Raw genomic sequence first — 13,933 nt, forward strand, 5'->3', positions numbered from 1 at the left:
TTTGTTGTCCTTAAACTGCTATATAAAGCATACGGCGCATTGAGGCAGTCGTCAACGAATCTGCCTTGTAAGGCATCGTAAGCCACGTAATATGCTGTTTATAGCATGAAGTTCCCGCTCTTGTTGGGCGCGCGCCATGTATCTCTTTGAGAATATGCGTGTTCGTTACCGTGAGATCACAAAGCAAGCGAGAATTGAAGGGATCAGGAACCCACCAGCGAAGCGGGGCAGACGAGAAAATCGACGAGATTCAACCAAAAGACTACACAAATGTGTATCCGTTGGATACACTGCTGCGATGGAAAAAGATGTCGGTTTACGCATCAGGGTGCAGCGTGAGCTGCGTGAGCAATTTCAGGAAGTTTGCAAGGCGGAGGACAAGCCCGCCGCGCAGGTTATCCGGGAATTCATGCGTGAGTATGTTCGGCAGCGAATGGAAAAAACGCAGTCGCTGAAGCGCAGTGCCCGTGTTAGGCCTGTACCAGGCGATTGACGGGTTGGGCCATCGCGAACCAGCCGAGCCAGACGGCCCACTCGCCAGTCGTCGTGCGCTTCTTCCATGCCTGTCCGGAGGCGGTTGAGCTGATTGGCATCACTGCACCCATACTCGGCCAGCATGATGAGGATCAGGATCGCTCCAGCCGTATCGTAATCATAGCGCTGCATGCAGTGTTGAGCGTGGCGCCGATCCCGCCGGCTCCGACGATACCGATGACGGAGGGCTCGCGGAAATTGATGTCGAGCCTGTACAGCGACAGGCCGATCAGGCGGGGCATGACCTGAGGCTGGATGCCGTAGTTCACGACCTGCCACCAACTCGCACCGGTGGCGCGCGTCGCCTCGGCCTGGCTCTCGTCTATCTCCTCGATGTCGTCTGCAAGCAGCTTGGCGAGGAAGCCGATGGTGGCGAAGGAGAGGGTGAGAAAGCCGGCGAAGGGACCGAAGCCGAACATCGCGACGAACAGAATCGCAATGACGATCTCCTGAAACGCGCGCGAGACGGCGATGATGGATCGGCAGAAAAGATAGATCGGTGCCGGTGCCAGGTTGCGTGCGGCGCCAAGGCCGATGGGTATGGAGATCAGCACGCCGACGATGGTCGAGCAGACGGTCATGGTCAAGCTCTCGACCATGCCGCGCCAGATGTCCTTGGCGCGTGTGATGAAATCGGGAAGCAGAAAACCCTGTGCAAAGCGCGCGCCGCGATCCAGGCCTTCATAGACCCGCTGCCAATTGATCTCCAGCGTGCCGAACTCGGCGACGAAATAGATCAGCGCCTCATCATAGACGACCCAGCGCCAGAAGCGGCTCTGGATGAAGAGCGGCGGGCGCCGCCATTGGCGCTGCGCAGCGGCGACCCCTGTCATACGAGGCCCGCCATGCGCTCTTCGCGGGCCTGCTCGAAGGCGGCTGCCTCTTCCTCGTCGCGCGCTTCGTCTTCCTTCTCCTTGCGCATGGCGTGCCAGTCCTACTCGTCGTAAATGGCGGCAGCTTGCCCCGCCGCGCCCGCGCCCTGAACGAAACCCACGGCGCCTGGACCGTCACTTGTGCGATCGGCATGCAGGGGGAGGCCGGACCGGTCAAGCGTTGCGCTCTGTCCCAGACGCAACTGCACAACCAGACACGCCAACGCGAGCTCGCCATCGAATTGCACCCTGAGGGGGACGGCGTGGAGGGCACGCTCGTGCTTCCCTTTGGTCTCGCTCTTGCTTCGGGGTCACCTATCAACTCGACGAGGGCGAGACCGGTGCGCCGCAGCATTTTCGCACCTGTCTTCCCGCCGGTTGCCTGGTCGACATCGCTTTCGACGCCCGCACCGTGGCAAGTCTCAAAGTCGACGACGTTCTAAAGGTCAAGGCCACCGCTGATGGCGGGCAGGAGCTGGTGCTCTCCATCTCGCTTACCGGTTTTTCCAGCGCCTATGACCGCGTAGTGGCGCTGACGCAATAAGGAGAAAAGATTGCCATGAACACTACGACGCCGAACATCCCCACCGCCGATGCGACGCCGGTGGCAGACGTCAGCATCATTCCTCTCCGCGGGACTGACCGGCGATCTCCATCTCCAAAACGACCGAGCCGATGCACTTGCCGTGCCCGTCGAGCGCGAGCGACCGCGTGACGCCACCCCGAAGGTTGCCTTTCAGCACGAAGTTCAACGCCTGCAGTTGCGGCAGCGCGTAGCGTGTGACCTCGCAGGCATCCACATGCCCGACATGTGCGACAACGCGCTCCGCCGTCACCTCACGCTCGATCAGCGGCCAATCCTCTGGACGATAGGCGATAACCGAGATATTCGAGATGTCGCCCTTGTCGCCAGTGCGGGCATGGGCGATTTCGTGCAGCTTCATGGGACAATCCTCGCCTTGACCGTGAATAGCGGGCCGTAGGAACCGGCCCGTATAAGTTCAGCGCAGATATGCAGTGGCCTCCTTGAGAGCCTCAGCACGCACCGCCACCTCCGCGGCGGGCATCAGGGTCGAAGCGATAGCCAGGATTTCACGCACAGAGCGAGTCACCCCGCCACCACCGGCAGGACCGCAAAGGTAAAGGCTCTCGACTTCCTCGCCCACGCGTTGAGCCGTTGCCTCGTCCGCGCAGCGCGCGGCATAGCGCAGGCGGACCTCGGGCGGTTCCCAGGTTCCCGCACGACGTTGCGGCAGGATCGAATCCAGACCGATCAAGTCGGCGCGATCCTCGCTGATCACTGCAGCGCAATCGGCAAGACGCTCGCGCAGCAATGCGAGCCCGAGCCGCCCCCGCTCCACGCAATTGACGCCTGCGTAGGAAATCTGCCCCTCGCCGCGCCAGCCGTCGCGATACCCGACCGAAACCTTGAGCTGTCCGGTTGCTGCCATCCCGGAAGCGCCCGAGACGGCAACCCGGTCGGGGCCAATCTCCTCAAGCGAAACGCCCGAGAAATCGGCGATGACATCGGGCTGCAAGTAGCGGGCGGGATCATGGATTTCGTAGAGCAACTGCTCGGTACAAGTGGCGCGGGTGACCATACCGCCCGTGCCTGGCAGCTTGGTGATGGTGGCGTTGCCGCCCTCGGAGACTTCCGCGAGTGGAAAGCCGATACGGGCAAGGTCGGGCACGTCCTTGACCCCGGGATCCGCGAAATATCCGCCTGTCACCTGTGCGGCACACTCCAGCAGGTGGCCGACCAGCGTTCCGCGTCCCAACCGCACCCAGTCATCCATTGCCCAGCCGAAGCGGTGGACAAGAGGCGCGAGGAACAGCGCGGGGTCCGAGGCGCGCCCGCAGATCACCACGTCGGCGCCCGCGTCCAATGCATCGACGATACCTGAAACGCCGACATAGGCGTTGGCTGAGACCAGCCGCTGGCCAAGCGCGCTGGCGGGTGCACCGGTCTCATCCAGAATATAGTTTTGGATACGGTCCAGCACATCGTCCCCCGTGACCGCAGCCACGCGCAGCGACAATCCCAGTTCACGCGCGATGGCGCAGGTGCGCTCGGCGGCGGTGCGGGGATTGGCAGCCCCCATGTTGGTAACGATGCGCGTGCCGTTTCTTGCACAGGCCGGCAGCACTGCCCGCATCCGCCGGTCCAGCAAGGGGTCATAGCCAGCCGTTGGGTCGGCCAACCGCGCCTGCTGGGCCAGCGCAATGGTTCGTTCGGCGAGGCATTCGAAGACCAGAAAGTCGAGTTCACCCCGCTCTGCCAGCTCGACTGCCGGAGCGATCCGATCGCCCTGGAATCCTGCCCCCGCGCCAATCCGCACGATGCTCATGCCAGTGCCTTCCTCTGGGCGCGGCCCATGGCACGGGCGCCGAGAAAGACCCCTAGTGCCACAAAGGGAGTGATGGGATGCGGCCAGATCGCCAGGGCGATGACCGCGAGCAGAAGGATTGTGTCAATCAGCCGCCGCCCGATAAGCTGCGCGCCGGACAGAAGCGCCGGCACGGCAAGCACCAGGGCAAAGCCCGCGGCGACGGCCTCGACGATGTCCAGGCCACTGCCGCGCAAGGTCATACCCGGATAGATGAGCAGCAGGAAGGGCACGAGATACGTCACGGCACCCAGCCGCACCGCCTCACCCGCGGCCGGGAGCCAGTTGGTGTTGGCGATGCCTGAGCCGACGAAAACCGCGACACAGACCGGTGGGGTGATGACCGAGATCGTCGCAAAGTAGAAGACGAACAGATGCGCTGCCAGCGGATCGACCCCGACGGCAGTCATCGCCGGCGCCAGAACCGCGGCGACCAGCACATAGGCTGCAGTCGTCGGCAGGCCCATCCCCATAATGAGGCAGACGGCTCCGACGATCAGCGCCACCAGCACGATCGAATCGCCGGCAAGTGTCACGATCAGCGAGGACAGAGTGACCCCAATGCCAGTCAGATTGATCATGGAGACGAGAATCTGTGCGCCCGCGAGCAGCACACCGATGATGACCATGCCCTTGCCCGCATCCTTGAGTCCATCGAGGAAGCGCTTGACCATCTCGAAGGGCGAGATCTGCCCGGCCTGCGTGACGACGAAGGCGATGAGCAGTCCGACGATGCCGTAGAAGGCAGAAGTGGCGATCGAGCGGCCCAGCCAGATGCCGATGCCCAGGCCGCCGAGTGCAGCAAGGATCGGCAGCACCCGGCGGGGTGCTGCGATGGTGCCCCAGGCGGGCAGCTCCTCCTCCGGCACGATGGCAAGACCCCTGCGCAGGGCGACGAAATGCACAGTGACGAAGACCGAGACGTAGAACAGAATCGCGGGCAGCACCGCGCCGGTGATGATGGTCAGGTACGGCACACCCAGGATCTCGGCCATGACGAAGGCAGCGGCCCCCATGATCGGTGGCGCGATCTGTCCGCCGGTCGAAGCCACGGCCTCGACGGCTGCCGCAAAGGGGCGCGGATAGCCGAGGCGGATCATCATCGGGATGGTGAAATTGCCGGTCGTCGCGACGTTGGCGACGGCCGAGCCGGAGATCATCCCGAACAGCCCGCTGGCAATGGTGGCGATCTTTGCCGCGCCGCCAGGCTGGCGTCCGCCAAGCCGCATGGCGAGGTCCATAAAAGCCTGGCCGCCGCCCGAATGCAAAAGCAGCGCGCCGAACAGCACGAAGGCCGCAATCACCGTGGCGGCAATGCCGGTCAGCATGCCCCAGATGCCGAGATCACCCAGAAAGATCGTTTCGGTCACGAAGGCGCTGTCAAAACCTCGATGCCCCAACGCGCCGGGCAGCAGGTTGCCGAAGAGCGCATAGCACAACCCCAGCACCACCAGCGCCGGAAAGATCACGCCCACGGTGCGTCGCCCGAGTTCGAGCACCGCCAGCACCAGTCCCGCGGTCAGTGCCTTGTCGAGCGTCGTGGCCCAGGGCAACGAGGTCATGATCTCGTCGTAGTTCCAAACCACATAGCCGCAGGCCGCCAGCGTCACCGCGTAGAGCGCAAGGTCAATGACAAGTCCGAGCGGACGCCAGGGTTTCCCGGCGCCCAGCGGATAGAGCGCGAACCCCAATGCGGTCACCAGCGCGAGAAAGATCGCACGCTGGATCAACCCCTCGAAGGGGCCCATGGCCGCAGTGTAGAAAACGAAGGCCCCGACGACGATCGCCAGTGCACTCTGGACGCGCTCCAGGGACATGTCAGCCGCCGGGCTGCAGCTTGGCGGGAATTTCCAGCCCCTGTTCCTCGAACCAGCGCGCCGCACCCGGGTGCAGCGGTATGGTCCCGTAGTCGAGTGTCATCTGCGCGAGATCGGCTCTCTTGAGGCTGGCCATGGCGTTGGTCTGCGCGCTCTCGTCGGCCATGATGGCGCTGACGATCTTATAGGCCGTTTCCTCGTCCATCGAGGCAGGTGCGGCGACGCCGACACCGAAGCTCCATGTGGAATAGGCGGGAATGCCCTCGGCTGCGCCCTCGGGGATATCGACGACTGAGATGTCGGGCATCTCGTCGCGCAAGGTCTGGACCTGCTCGTCTGTCAGTCCGAGCACAGTGACATCGACCGATGTTGCGATGTCCATCGTAGACCCGTCCAGCTTCTGCCCCGCGCCGGATTTCACATAGCCCGCAACACGGTTATCCTTGATTGCGCCCACGATGTCGGTGGTGGAGCCGCGCACGAAATCGGCTGTCAGGCCAAGTGTCTCGAAGACCGCCTCCGTCGTCGCCTCTGTGCTGGAGCCTTTGATTCCCGGATTGAAGCGCACGCCTTCGAGCCCTTCAAGACTGTCGACACCTGCATCCTTCCGCATCACCACGTTCTGCGGCGCGTTCGTGTAGACCCAAAGCAGCCGCAGATCCTGCGGATTGCCGTCGAAGGCTTTCGTGCCGGTGACCGCGTGCTGGACCGTGTTGGTGGTCACAAGGCCGAGATCAACCTGTCCGCGCGCCATGCGGCGGATGTTGTCCATCGTAGCCCCTGTTTCGACCACCGAGGCGCTGAGACCCTCCGCATTTTCGTTGATAAGCTGGCCAACGGCGACGAAATAGCCGTAGTGGCTGGACGAGGCCGAGGTCGATCCGATCAGAAGATCTGTGTCCTGCGCCAGAGCGGGCATGGCAAGCATGGTGGCCCCCAGAAGGGCGCAAATCGCGTGTTTCATTGATGTCCTCCCTTGAGGTCCCGAAGTCGGGATCACGGCAACAGCATGACTCAAAACGTTTGTTGCTAGAAGTGCGAATTGATGCATCATTCATGAATGGACCGCAACAATCCCACGCTTAGCGACTTCCACACGGTTCTCGTGCTGCTGCGCAGACGGTCGTTCCGGACGGCGTCGGAGGAACTTCGGCTTTCGCCTTCTGCCGTTTCGCGGCAGATCTCGGCACTTGAGGCACGGCTCGGCACGCGCCTTTTCGACCGTGACACGCGCAACGTGGTGCCGACCGCTTCCGGCCGTGCGTTCGGGCGCGTGGCCGAGCGCATGGTGAATACGGCCGAGGATGTGATGGCCGAGTTCGACGCGCATCTTTCGGCGCGCAACGGGCGGCTGACGATCGCGGGGCTGCCATCGGTCACTGCGGGCCTTTTGCCGGGGCTTTTGCGCAGCTTCACAGCCGAATATCCGGACATCGACCTGCGTATCGTCGACGCCCTTTCCGGCAGCGTGCTCGAGGCGGTCGAGACAGGGGCTGCCGACATAGGTTTTACCGCGGGCACGGTATCGGCGCGCAGCCGCCTCGCGTTCCAGCCGCTGATGGATGACGCTTTCGTCGCTATCGGCGCACCAGGCGGACCGCTGTCAGAAGATCGCCCCTATCGCTGGGTGGAACTGGTGGGGATGCCCTTCATCGCCATGGCTCAGGGTACCAGTGTACGCGAACTGATCGACGGCGCCTGTCTGCGCATCGGCCATAGGCTTGCGCCGCGTTTCGAGGTGGCGCATCTCGCCACAGCGGGCGCGCTGGTGGCCGAGGGGCTGGGCATCACGGCACTGCCGACACTCACGCTGCCGGTATTGAGGACCGAGGCACTGATCCAGCGGCCGATCCCGGATTTCGGCGCGGGCCGGCGCATCGGGCTGGTTCGGCGATCGGGGCGTTCGCTATCTCCACCGGCGCGTGCGTTCCTGGAGCATGTACGCAAGTCCGGTATCGCCGAGCGCGCGGATTGAATGGAGGCTTGACGGTCACTTCGATATCAACCAGACCGTACCATCCGGTAACGACCGTGGCGGTCGGTGATAAAGACGTAACCGTCGTGGCCGCGCACACTACTCCGCCGCCTCGCGCTGCGTCTCGTCCGGCGCGTCGGGGTGGCCGGGGGCGGTTTCGCAGCCGAGGTCCGGGAATGCGAGCACGCGGTGCCCATGAAAATCGGTGCGGGCGATAAGCAAGCCGCGCTCTTCGAAATAGGCGAGCAGGCGCCGCGCCCGGCGCGGCGAGTGGCTGCCATAGGCGCGGGCTAAAGCGGCGTCGGACGGGCAGGGGGCATTGTTGGTCGCAGCGCGGGCGACCATCAAAAATATGCCCTGAAGATCGTCAGGCAATGTTTCAGAGAGCGACAGCGCCATCGCCCAGGCTTCGCCCCCGGAGTCTTCATCGACGCCGGCGCGGGCTATCGCCAGCCGCCGGCGGAAGGCGGAAAGCGGCAGCGGTTCGCCGGGCACGCGGCGAATGCGGCTGCGTACCAGAAAATCCTGATAGAGCACGGCGTCGGAGCGGAAAGCCGTATCGGGATCTTCGAGGATCTCGCGCAGCACCGTGTCGATGCCGGCATCGCGCTCAGCCCCGTTGATGGCGGCGAAATCCGGCTCAGCCGGCGGTTCCGGGGCCGGCCTGGGCCGCGACAGCTGCGTCAGAAGCTCGTCTGTGGGAATCGGTTTGGGTGGCGGCCTTCGCACCACCGGTGAGGCTTCTTCGGGGCCTGGCGCGAAGATCAGGTCGCGGGCGTCCTCCGGCGCCTCGGGCAGCGGCATGAGTTTCGGGCTGGTCGAGCGCGCAGAGGTTTCGACAGGGCCGATGGTGATCGCCAAAGGGCGGCGCGACAAAGCCGGGCCCAGTGCGATGAAGTTCCCGCGCGAAAGTTCGCGGAACATTTCGGCCTGGCGACGGTCCATTCCGAGCAGGTCGGCGGCGCGCCCCATGTCGATGTCCAGGAAGGTGCGACCCATCAGGAAATTGGAGGCTTCCGCCGCGACGTTCTTCGCCAGCTTGGCCAGACGCTGGGTGGCGATGACGCCGGCCAACCCGCGCTTGCGGCCGCGGCACATCAAATTGGTCATGGCGCCCAGCGAGAGCTTTCGCGCGGCATCCGAGATTTCGCCGGCATTGGCGGGCGCGAAAAGCTGCGCCTCGTCGACCACCACGAGCACAGGATACCAATGGTCGCGCTCGGCGTCGAACATGCCGCCGAGGAAGGCGGCGGCGGCGCGCATCTGCTGTTCGACCTCGAGCCCCTCGAGATTGAGCACGACAGAGACGCGGTGCTGGCGCACGCGGCCGGCGATGCGCGTGAGCTCCACCTCGGAGCGGGCGGCGTCGATCACCTGGTGCCCGAATTTTTCCGCCAGCGTGACGAAATCACCTTCCGGATCGACGACGCATTGCTGCACCCAGGGCGCGCTTTGTTCCAGCAGGCGGCGCAGCAGATGCGACTTGCCGGACCCGGAATTGCCCTGCACCAGCAAACGAGTCGCGAGCAGCTCTTCCAGATCCAGCTCCGCCGCAGAGCCGCTGGCCGCGGCGCCCATATCGATGTTGACCTTCATCCAGCACCCTTTCGAGCCCGTCCTTAGCATCTGCTGTCACGCAGCGCGAAGCACCACCGCAGGGATTCCCACAGGCACGATGGCGCGGATGAAAGTTGGCCGGTTTAACAACGCCATCGGCCGCATTGACCAAGATCGGGCCCAACAACCGGCGGAACAAGAGTGCGTTGATGGTCTCGAACCGCATCCTTCTTGATCGCGGCATGGTAAAGGAGTGGATGACCTACGCGAGCTCCGTGCCATCGTAGAAGGGTCAGGCTATGATGGTCCCGGTGAAGGTCGAAACAGAGACCTTTCAAAGGCGCGCCGCAGCCAAGAGGCTTAGTGCCGCCGGAGAAGTATCGCCCTCCAGTTGCGCAGCCAGCAATTCGCCGGTCGTGGGGCCGAGGGTGAAGCCATGATGGCCATGGCCGAAATCGAACCAGAGCCCCTTATGCCGCGGTGCAGGCCCTACAAGCGGCAGCATATCGGGCCGAAATGGCCGATGCCCGTGCCACAGTTTACCTTCGGCGCTCATATCTGCGGCCAAAAGCTCACCAGCCGCGCGCAGGGCCCGGTCGAGCTGGCGGCGCGATTGCGGCCGGTCTTGACGGACGAACTCGGCGCCGGTGGTCAGGCGCAGGCCATCGCGCATCGATGACATGACATAACCATGTTCAGTATCAAGATACGGCCGGCTGAGTTCGGGCGCGTTCGAGACATGGGTGTGATAGCCGCGCATCAGCAGCATCCGGATGCGATAGCCGAATCGTGTCAGCAAGGATCCCGACCACGGACCGAGTGCGATAACCGCATGTTGGGCGTCGACCGGACCCGTGCAGGTGTCAACGCGCCACCCCGCGCCCGCGCATTCCAGCGTTTGCGCATCGCCTTGAAGTAGCCGCCCGCCGCGATCTTGGAACAGCTGGGCATAGGATGTTACCAGCCCGCCCGGATCGCTGCAGCTCCAGCTGTCGTCCCAGATCAGAGCGCCGGCCATCTCGCCTGCGATAGCCGGTTCCTCTGACGCCAATCCCGTGCCGTGGAGCGCGCGCAGGCGTAGGCTGTAGCGGGTGGCCTTTTTCTCCGCACTTGCGTGTGCGGCGTCCAAGGCTCGCGCCGTGCGGTAAATTTCGCCCAACCCGGTAGGGCGGATCAGGTTATCTGCTCCCGCCGCCTTGATCAAAGGCCCGTGATCGGAAAGGACGCGTGCGATGAGTTGTGCATAGGTTTTGGATATCTGCGCATGCCGTTCCGGCGCGGAGGCGCGGAAATAGGCCAGAAGGCCTGGCATGATGCCGGGAAGGTCGCGTAGCGACCAGGCCACATCGTTGCTGCGCCCCAGGGCGTAGCCGAGCAATGTCGGCAGGTCGCGGGGCATCGCGTAGGGCTCCATCGCTTCCGCCTGCAACGCGCCTGCATTGCCGAAACTTGTCTCCTCGCCCGGACCGCGTCGGTCCACCACGGTGACCACATGGCCGCGCGCCTGAAGCGCCAGCGCTGCTCCGATGCCGACCATGCCGGCGCCAAGAACAAGAATTTCGGCCATTGCCGTCCTACTGGTTGCGGTCTCGTGCAATCACGGTGATCTCGACCTCCGCATCGAGCATCAGAAAGACGCCCACCGTCGTTCGCGCCGGGTAAGGTTGCGGGAACGCGGCGGCATACACCTCGTTGAAGACCGGGAAATCGCCGGCATCGGTGAGGTAGCAGGTGCAGGAGAGAACGTCGGACATATCCAGCCCCTCCTTGGCGAGCGTGGCCTTGATATTCGCGATGCAGTTCTCGGTTTGGGCGCGGATGCCCTTGGGGAGCTTGCCATCAGCATCGAAGCCGAGCTCGCCCGAAAGATAGAGTGTCGCGCCGTCACGACGGATTTTCGAAAGCGGGATATTCATTATGTATCCGTTTCTGTCTGGGTGGTCGCTGTGGCCGGTTCGACCCAGCGTGCGGCGAGGTGGATCAGGATAAGGATCATCGCCAGTGGCACCGCCACAACGATCCAGACCATCTGGATGCCCAATGTGTCGGCGGTCAGCCCAGCCTGCCGGACCAGATATCCCTTCGAAAAGCCGCCGCGCAGGCCCACGAAGCTGAAATAGACGACTGGAAGGGTGAAGCTCAGGATCGCAAGTGACTGGATCGCCTCGGCAATCACGCCCAAGAGCGCCGGCGGATCTGGAAAGACGCTTTGCAAAAGCACGGCATCGCTACGCGTCTTGAAGGAGAGCGTCGCGCCCAGAACCCCGGTCCAAACCATCATGTAGCGCGCCACATCCTCGGTCCAGACCGGCGGCGATGCAAAACCATAGCGCGCGACAACCTGGATCAACACCGTGACGAACATCACGCACAGCGCCAGCACCGCAGCGCTGCGTGCGGCTGTATGCAAGCCGTTCGAGAGGCGGGTGATCAACCGACGCATCGGGCCGTCTCCTGTTGCCAAGGCAGGTCGCACCTCCGGGCGGACCGCCGTTTCAGCGCCTCAGCGCGTGCGTTCCGACAGCGCGGTCCAGGCCGCCACGTCCTCTTGCGGCAACAGGCCGGAATTGTAGACCGCGACCGAGTGCTCGCGGAAGGCGGCGCGCTCTTCGTCGGTGAGGCGCTGCACGGTGACGCCGGCGTCTTCCAGCGCTAAAAGCGAACTTTCCGAAACCTCGGCGAGCCAGTCGCGCACGGCCGCATCGGCATCGATGACAGCGGCGTCGACGGCCGCGCGATGGGTGTTCGACAATCCGTCATACCATTGTTTCGAGGCCAGCACAGCGCGCAGCGGGATGATGACGCCGGCAGTCGAGAAATGCTTCACGAAGTCGGTCTGGCCGAACAGGATGGGCACGAAGGGCGAGTTGAGATAGCCGTCAATCACCCCCGTTTGCAGACCCGCGGGCACCTCACTCCAGGGTACGATGGTGCCTTTGGTGCCCCACGCCTCGTACATGGCGATCTGCGCATCGTCGAGGGCCCGCATCCGCAAGGCGCCCATGTCTTGGGGTTTGCGCACGGCGGTGTCCGTCGTGATGATGCCCGAGGACGGGCCGAGCGGCACCAGCGCCAGGAGAACCGCGTCCTGTTTCGCCAATGCTGCGTTGACCGATGCGAACACATCGCCTTCGGCCAGCACCCGGTCCATATGGGCGACATCGTTGAATATATAGGGCAGGCGGACGCCGTAGATGAAGGGCTCGATCGAGGCCACGGTGCGCACGTCCGACAATGACACTTCCAGCAGGCCCGTCGAGATCTGGTCGAGCTTCTCTCCTTCGTCGCCAACCGAGCCGCGCGGCATTTCGCGCACCTCGATCCCCGCCTCCTTCAGCGCATTGGCAAAGGCATGGATCCAGTTGTAGGAACCGGACGTTTCAAGATCCGGCTTGGTATCGAGCGCGATCTTGACCTCGGCTGCGGCCGGTCCGATGAAAGCCATCACAGTTGCCAGGGCAAGGGCCTTGAGTTGCATGTTGATCTCCTCCATTCAAAATTCAGTTGACGGCGAAGCCGCTGACGCGCGGTAGGGCGAGGCTGATCTCGGGCCAATAGGCCAGAGCCAGTAGCACCAGTATCTGCACGGCGATGAAAGGCAGCGCGGCATAGGCCAGCCGCCAGTAATTGGTGTTGGTCATGGCCGCCACGACAACCAGACATTTTCCCAGGGGTGGCGTGATCAGGCCGATGCACAGATTGAAGCAGAGCACGATGCCCAAATGAACCGGGTCGATCCCCTGTTGCAGCGCCTGCGGGACAAAGAGCGGGATCAGCAATGTCAGGGCCACCGGGGTATCCATGAACATGCCGGCGACCAGAAAGATCAGGAGCAGGAAGAACAGGTAGCGGGTGCCGGTCAGCCCGATGCTCTCCACCCAAGCCGACAGGATCTGCGGCCAACCCAGTTGCCCGGCAAGAAAGCCGAGAATCGAGATCGCGGCCAGGATGATGAAGATTGTGCCCGTCATGCGCGCGGTGGCTTCCAGCGCGTCGAAAAAGGCACGTGCGGAAAGGCCGTCATAGAACTGCCCGGCAATCAGCGCCACCAAGACGGCGATCGCCGACCCTTCAGTCGGCGTGGCCAGGCCGAAAACGAGCGATCCGAGGATGACGACCGGCAGGCAAAGCGCGGGCAGGGCCCTCTTCAGGCTGGACCAGAACGGCGGCAGATCGGCGCCGGTACCGCCTGGATGTTTGCGGACATGGGCAATCACGCCGTTCAGCGCCATGAGTGCTGCAGCCAGAAGTAGTCCCGGCAGAATGCCCGCGACAAACAGCGCCGCAACCGAGGCGCCGGTCAGTCCGCCATAGACGATCATGATAATCGACGGCGGGATGATCGGCCCGATCATCGACGAGGCCGCCGTCACCGCGCCAGCGTAGAAGCGGGAATAGCCGCGCGCCACCATCTCGGGCACGAAGATGCGCGAGAGTGCGGCGCTGTCGGCCACGGCCGAACCCGATATGCCGGCGAAAAAGATGCTGGTGAGGATGTTTACATGCCCCAACCCGCCGCGAAACCGTCCGACCAGCGCCAGGGAAAAGTTGATCAGGCTGCGCGTGACGCCGGCGCGCGACATGATCTCGGCCGTGAGGATGAAGAGCGGCATCGCCATGAAGGCAAAGACATCGAGCTGCGCGAAGATGCGCTGCGGCATGATCGAGAGGAACTGCGCCTTGTCGGCGACAACGAACGATAAAACCGACACCGCCCCCATCAGATAGGCGAAAGCCGTTCCGGTGATCAGCATCACGATGAAGGCAGCAAGAACGATCAGCACGCGCCCA

12 protein-coding genes and 2 pseudogenes are annotated in these 13,933 nt (G+C 63.6%); 3 read left to right on the forward strand and 11 right to left on the reverse strand.

The window, feature by feature from the left end:
• The first annotated feature begins 298 nt into the window (after positions 1-298).
• Entirely contained in the window at positions 299-493 is a 195-nt protein-coding gene (locus N1058_RS21800) for a plasmid-related protein (RefSeq protein WP_265519710.1), read from the forward strand.
• Positions 494-600: 107 nt separating this feature from the next.
• On the opposite strand, the pseudogene phnE reads toward N1058_RS21800, so the two are convergent.
• Positions 601-1,367: pseudogene (gene phnE, locus N1058_RS21805) on the reverse strand (phosphonate ABC transporter, permease protein PhnE); the annotation flags it as partial.
• A 406-nt stretch (positions 1,368-1,773) separates the two neighbouring features.
• Between phnE and N1058_RS21810 the strand changes: the two are divergent.
• A pseudogene (locus N1058_RS21810) lies at positions 1,774-1,950 on the forward strand (invasion associated locus B family protein); the annotation flags it as partial.
• Positions 1,951-2,026: 76 nt separating this feature from the next.
• Here the strand turns inward: N1058_RS21810 and N1058_RS21815 are convergent.
• From N1058_RS21815 to N1058_RS21830, 4 genes are read right to left on the reverse strand one after another with little or no spacing between them, the layout of a single operon-like run.
• Positions 2,027-2,350 (reverse strand): AtuA-related protein, encoded by a 324-nt coding sequence (locus tag N1058_RS21815; RefSeq protein WP_265519711.1) that lies wholly within the window; start codon positions 2,348-2,350, stop codon positions 2,027-2,029.
• A gap of 57 nt (positions 2,351-2,407) precedes the next feature.
• Complete coding sequence (locus N1058_RS21820; RefSeq protein ID WP_265519712.1) at positions 2,408-3,754, reverse strand: acyclic terpene utilization AtuA family protein; 1,347 nt, start codon at positions 3,752-3,754, stop codon at positions 2,408-2,410.
• Positions 3,751-5,610: a TRAP transporter permease gene (locus tag N1058_RS21825; RefSeq protein ID WP_265519713.1), complete on the reverse strand. Its 1,860-nt coding sequence runs from the start codon at positions 5,608-5,610 to the stop codon at positions 3,751-3,753. Before N1058_RS21825 ends, N1058_RS21820 begins: the two co-directional genes overlap by 4 nt.
• A 1-nt stretch (position 5,611) precedes the next feature.
• Positions 5,612-6,574: a TAXI family TRAP transporter solute-binding subunit gene (locus tag N1058_RS21830; protein ID WP_265519714.1), complete on the reverse strand. Its 963-nt coding sequence runs from the start codon at positions 6,572-6,574 to the stop codon at positions 5,612-5,614.
• Positions 6,575-6,670: 96 nt separating this feature from the next.
• Between N1058_RS21830 and N1058_RS21835 the strand changes: the two genes are divergently transcribed.
• Positions 6,671-7,585, forward strand: a complete 915-nt coding sequence (locus tag N1058_RS21835; RefSeq protein ID WP_265519715.1) for a LysR family transcriptional regulator — start codon at positions 6,671-6,673, stop codon at positions 7,583-7,585.
• 99 nt (positions 7,586-7,684) lie between these two features.
• Here the strand turns inward: N1058_RS21835 and N1058_RS21840 are convergent, their stop codons facing one another.
• The 6 genes from N1058_RS21840 to N1058_RS21865 form a co-directional block, all read right to left on the reverse strand.
• Positions 7,685-9,181 (reverse strand): helicase HerA domain-containing protein, encoded by a 1,497-nt coding sequence (locus N1058_RS21840; protein ID WP_265519716.1) that lies wholly within the window; start codon positions 9,179-9,181, stop codon positions 7,685-7,687.
• Positions 9,182-9,476: 295 nt separating this feature from the next.
• On the reverse strand, positions 9,477-10,709 hold the full coding sequence (locus tag N1058_RS21845) for an NAD(P)/FAD-dependent oxidoreductase (RefSeq protein ID WP_265519717.1): 1,233 nt from the start codon (positions 10,707-10,709) through the stop codon (positions 9,477-9,479).
• 7 nt (positions 10,710-10,716) lie between these two features.
• A complete protein-coding gene (locus N1058_RS21850; protein WP_265519718.1) occupies positions 10,717-11,058 on the reverse strand; it encodes a RidA family protein in 342 nt (113 codons plus the stop codon).
• Complete coding sequence (locus N1058_RS21855) at positions 11,058-11,585, reverse strand: TRAP transporter small permease (RefSeq protein ID WP_265519719.1); 528 nt, start codon at positions 11,583-11,585, stop codon at positions 11,058-11,060. The genes N1058_RS21850 and N1058_RS21855 overlap by 1 nt, the downstream gene beginning before the upstream one ends.
• Before the next feature lie 60 nt (positions 11,586-11,645).
• Positions 11,646-12,620 (reverse strand): TRAP transporter substrate-binding protein, encoded by a 975-nt coding sequence (locus N1058_RS21860; RefSeq protein ID WP_265519720.1) that lies wholly within the window; start codon positions 12,618-12,620, stop codon positions 11,646-11,648.
• A gap of 22 nt (positions 12,621-12,642) precedes the next feature.
• On the reverse strand, positions 12,643-13,926 hold the full coding sequence (locus N1058_RS21865; protein WP_265519721.1) for a TRAP transporter large permease: 1,284 nt from the start codon (positions 13,924-13,926) through the stop codon (positions 12,643-12,645).
• Positions 13,927-13,933: the final 7 nt, after the last annotated feature.

The sequence above is a fragment of the Nitratireductor luteus genome (genome assembly GCF_026162365.1).
Classification (GTDB): Bacteria; Pseudomonadota; Alphaproteobacteria; order Rhizobiales; family Rhizobiaceae; genus Chelativorans; species Chelativorans luteus.

Coding starts and splice junctions, on each gene's coding strand:
- N1058_RS21800 (WP_265519710.1), top strand. CDS start 299: ATGGAAAAAGATGTCGGTTTACGCATCAGGGTGCAGCGTGAGCTGCGT.
- N1058_RS21815 (WP_265519711.1), bottom strand. CDS start 2,350: ATGAAGCTGCACGAAATCGCCCATGCCCGCACTGGCGACAAGGGCGAC.
- N1058_RS21820 (WP_265519712.1), bottom strand. CDS start 3,754: ATGAGCATCGTGCGGATTGGCGCGGGGGCAGGATTCCAGGGCGATCGG.
- N1058_RS21825 (WP_265519713.1), bottom strand. CDS start 5,610: ATGTCCCTGGAGCGCGTCCAGAGTGCACTGGCGATCGTCGTCGGGGCC.
- N1058_RS21830 (WP_265519714.1), bottom strand. CDS start 6,574: ATGAAACACGCGATTTGCGCCCTTCTGGGGGCCACCATGCTTGCCATG.
- N1058_RS21835 (WP_265519715.1), top strand. CDS start 6,671: ATGGACCGCAACAATCCCACGCTTAGCGACTTCCACACGGTTCTCGTG.
- N1058_RS21840 (WP_265519716.1), bottom strand. CDS start 9,181: ATGAAGGTCAACATCGATATGGGCGCCGCGGCCAGCGGCTCTGCGGCG.
- N1058_RS21845 (WP_265519717.1), bottom strand. CDS start 10,709: ATGGCCGAAATTCTTGTTCTTGGCGCCGGCATGGTCGGCATCGGAGCA.
- N1058_RS21850 (WP_265519718.1), bottom strand. CDS start 11,058: ATGAATATCCCGCTTTCGAAAATCCGTCGTGACGGCGCGACACTCTAT.
- N1058_RS21855 (WP_265519719.1), bottom strand. CDS start 11,585: ATGCGTCGGTTGATCACCCGCCTCTCGAACGGCTTGCATACAGCCGCA.
- N1058_RS21860 (WP_265519720.1), bottom strand. CDS start 12,620: ATGCAACTCAAGGCCCTTGCCCTGGCAACTGTGATGGCTTTCATCGGA.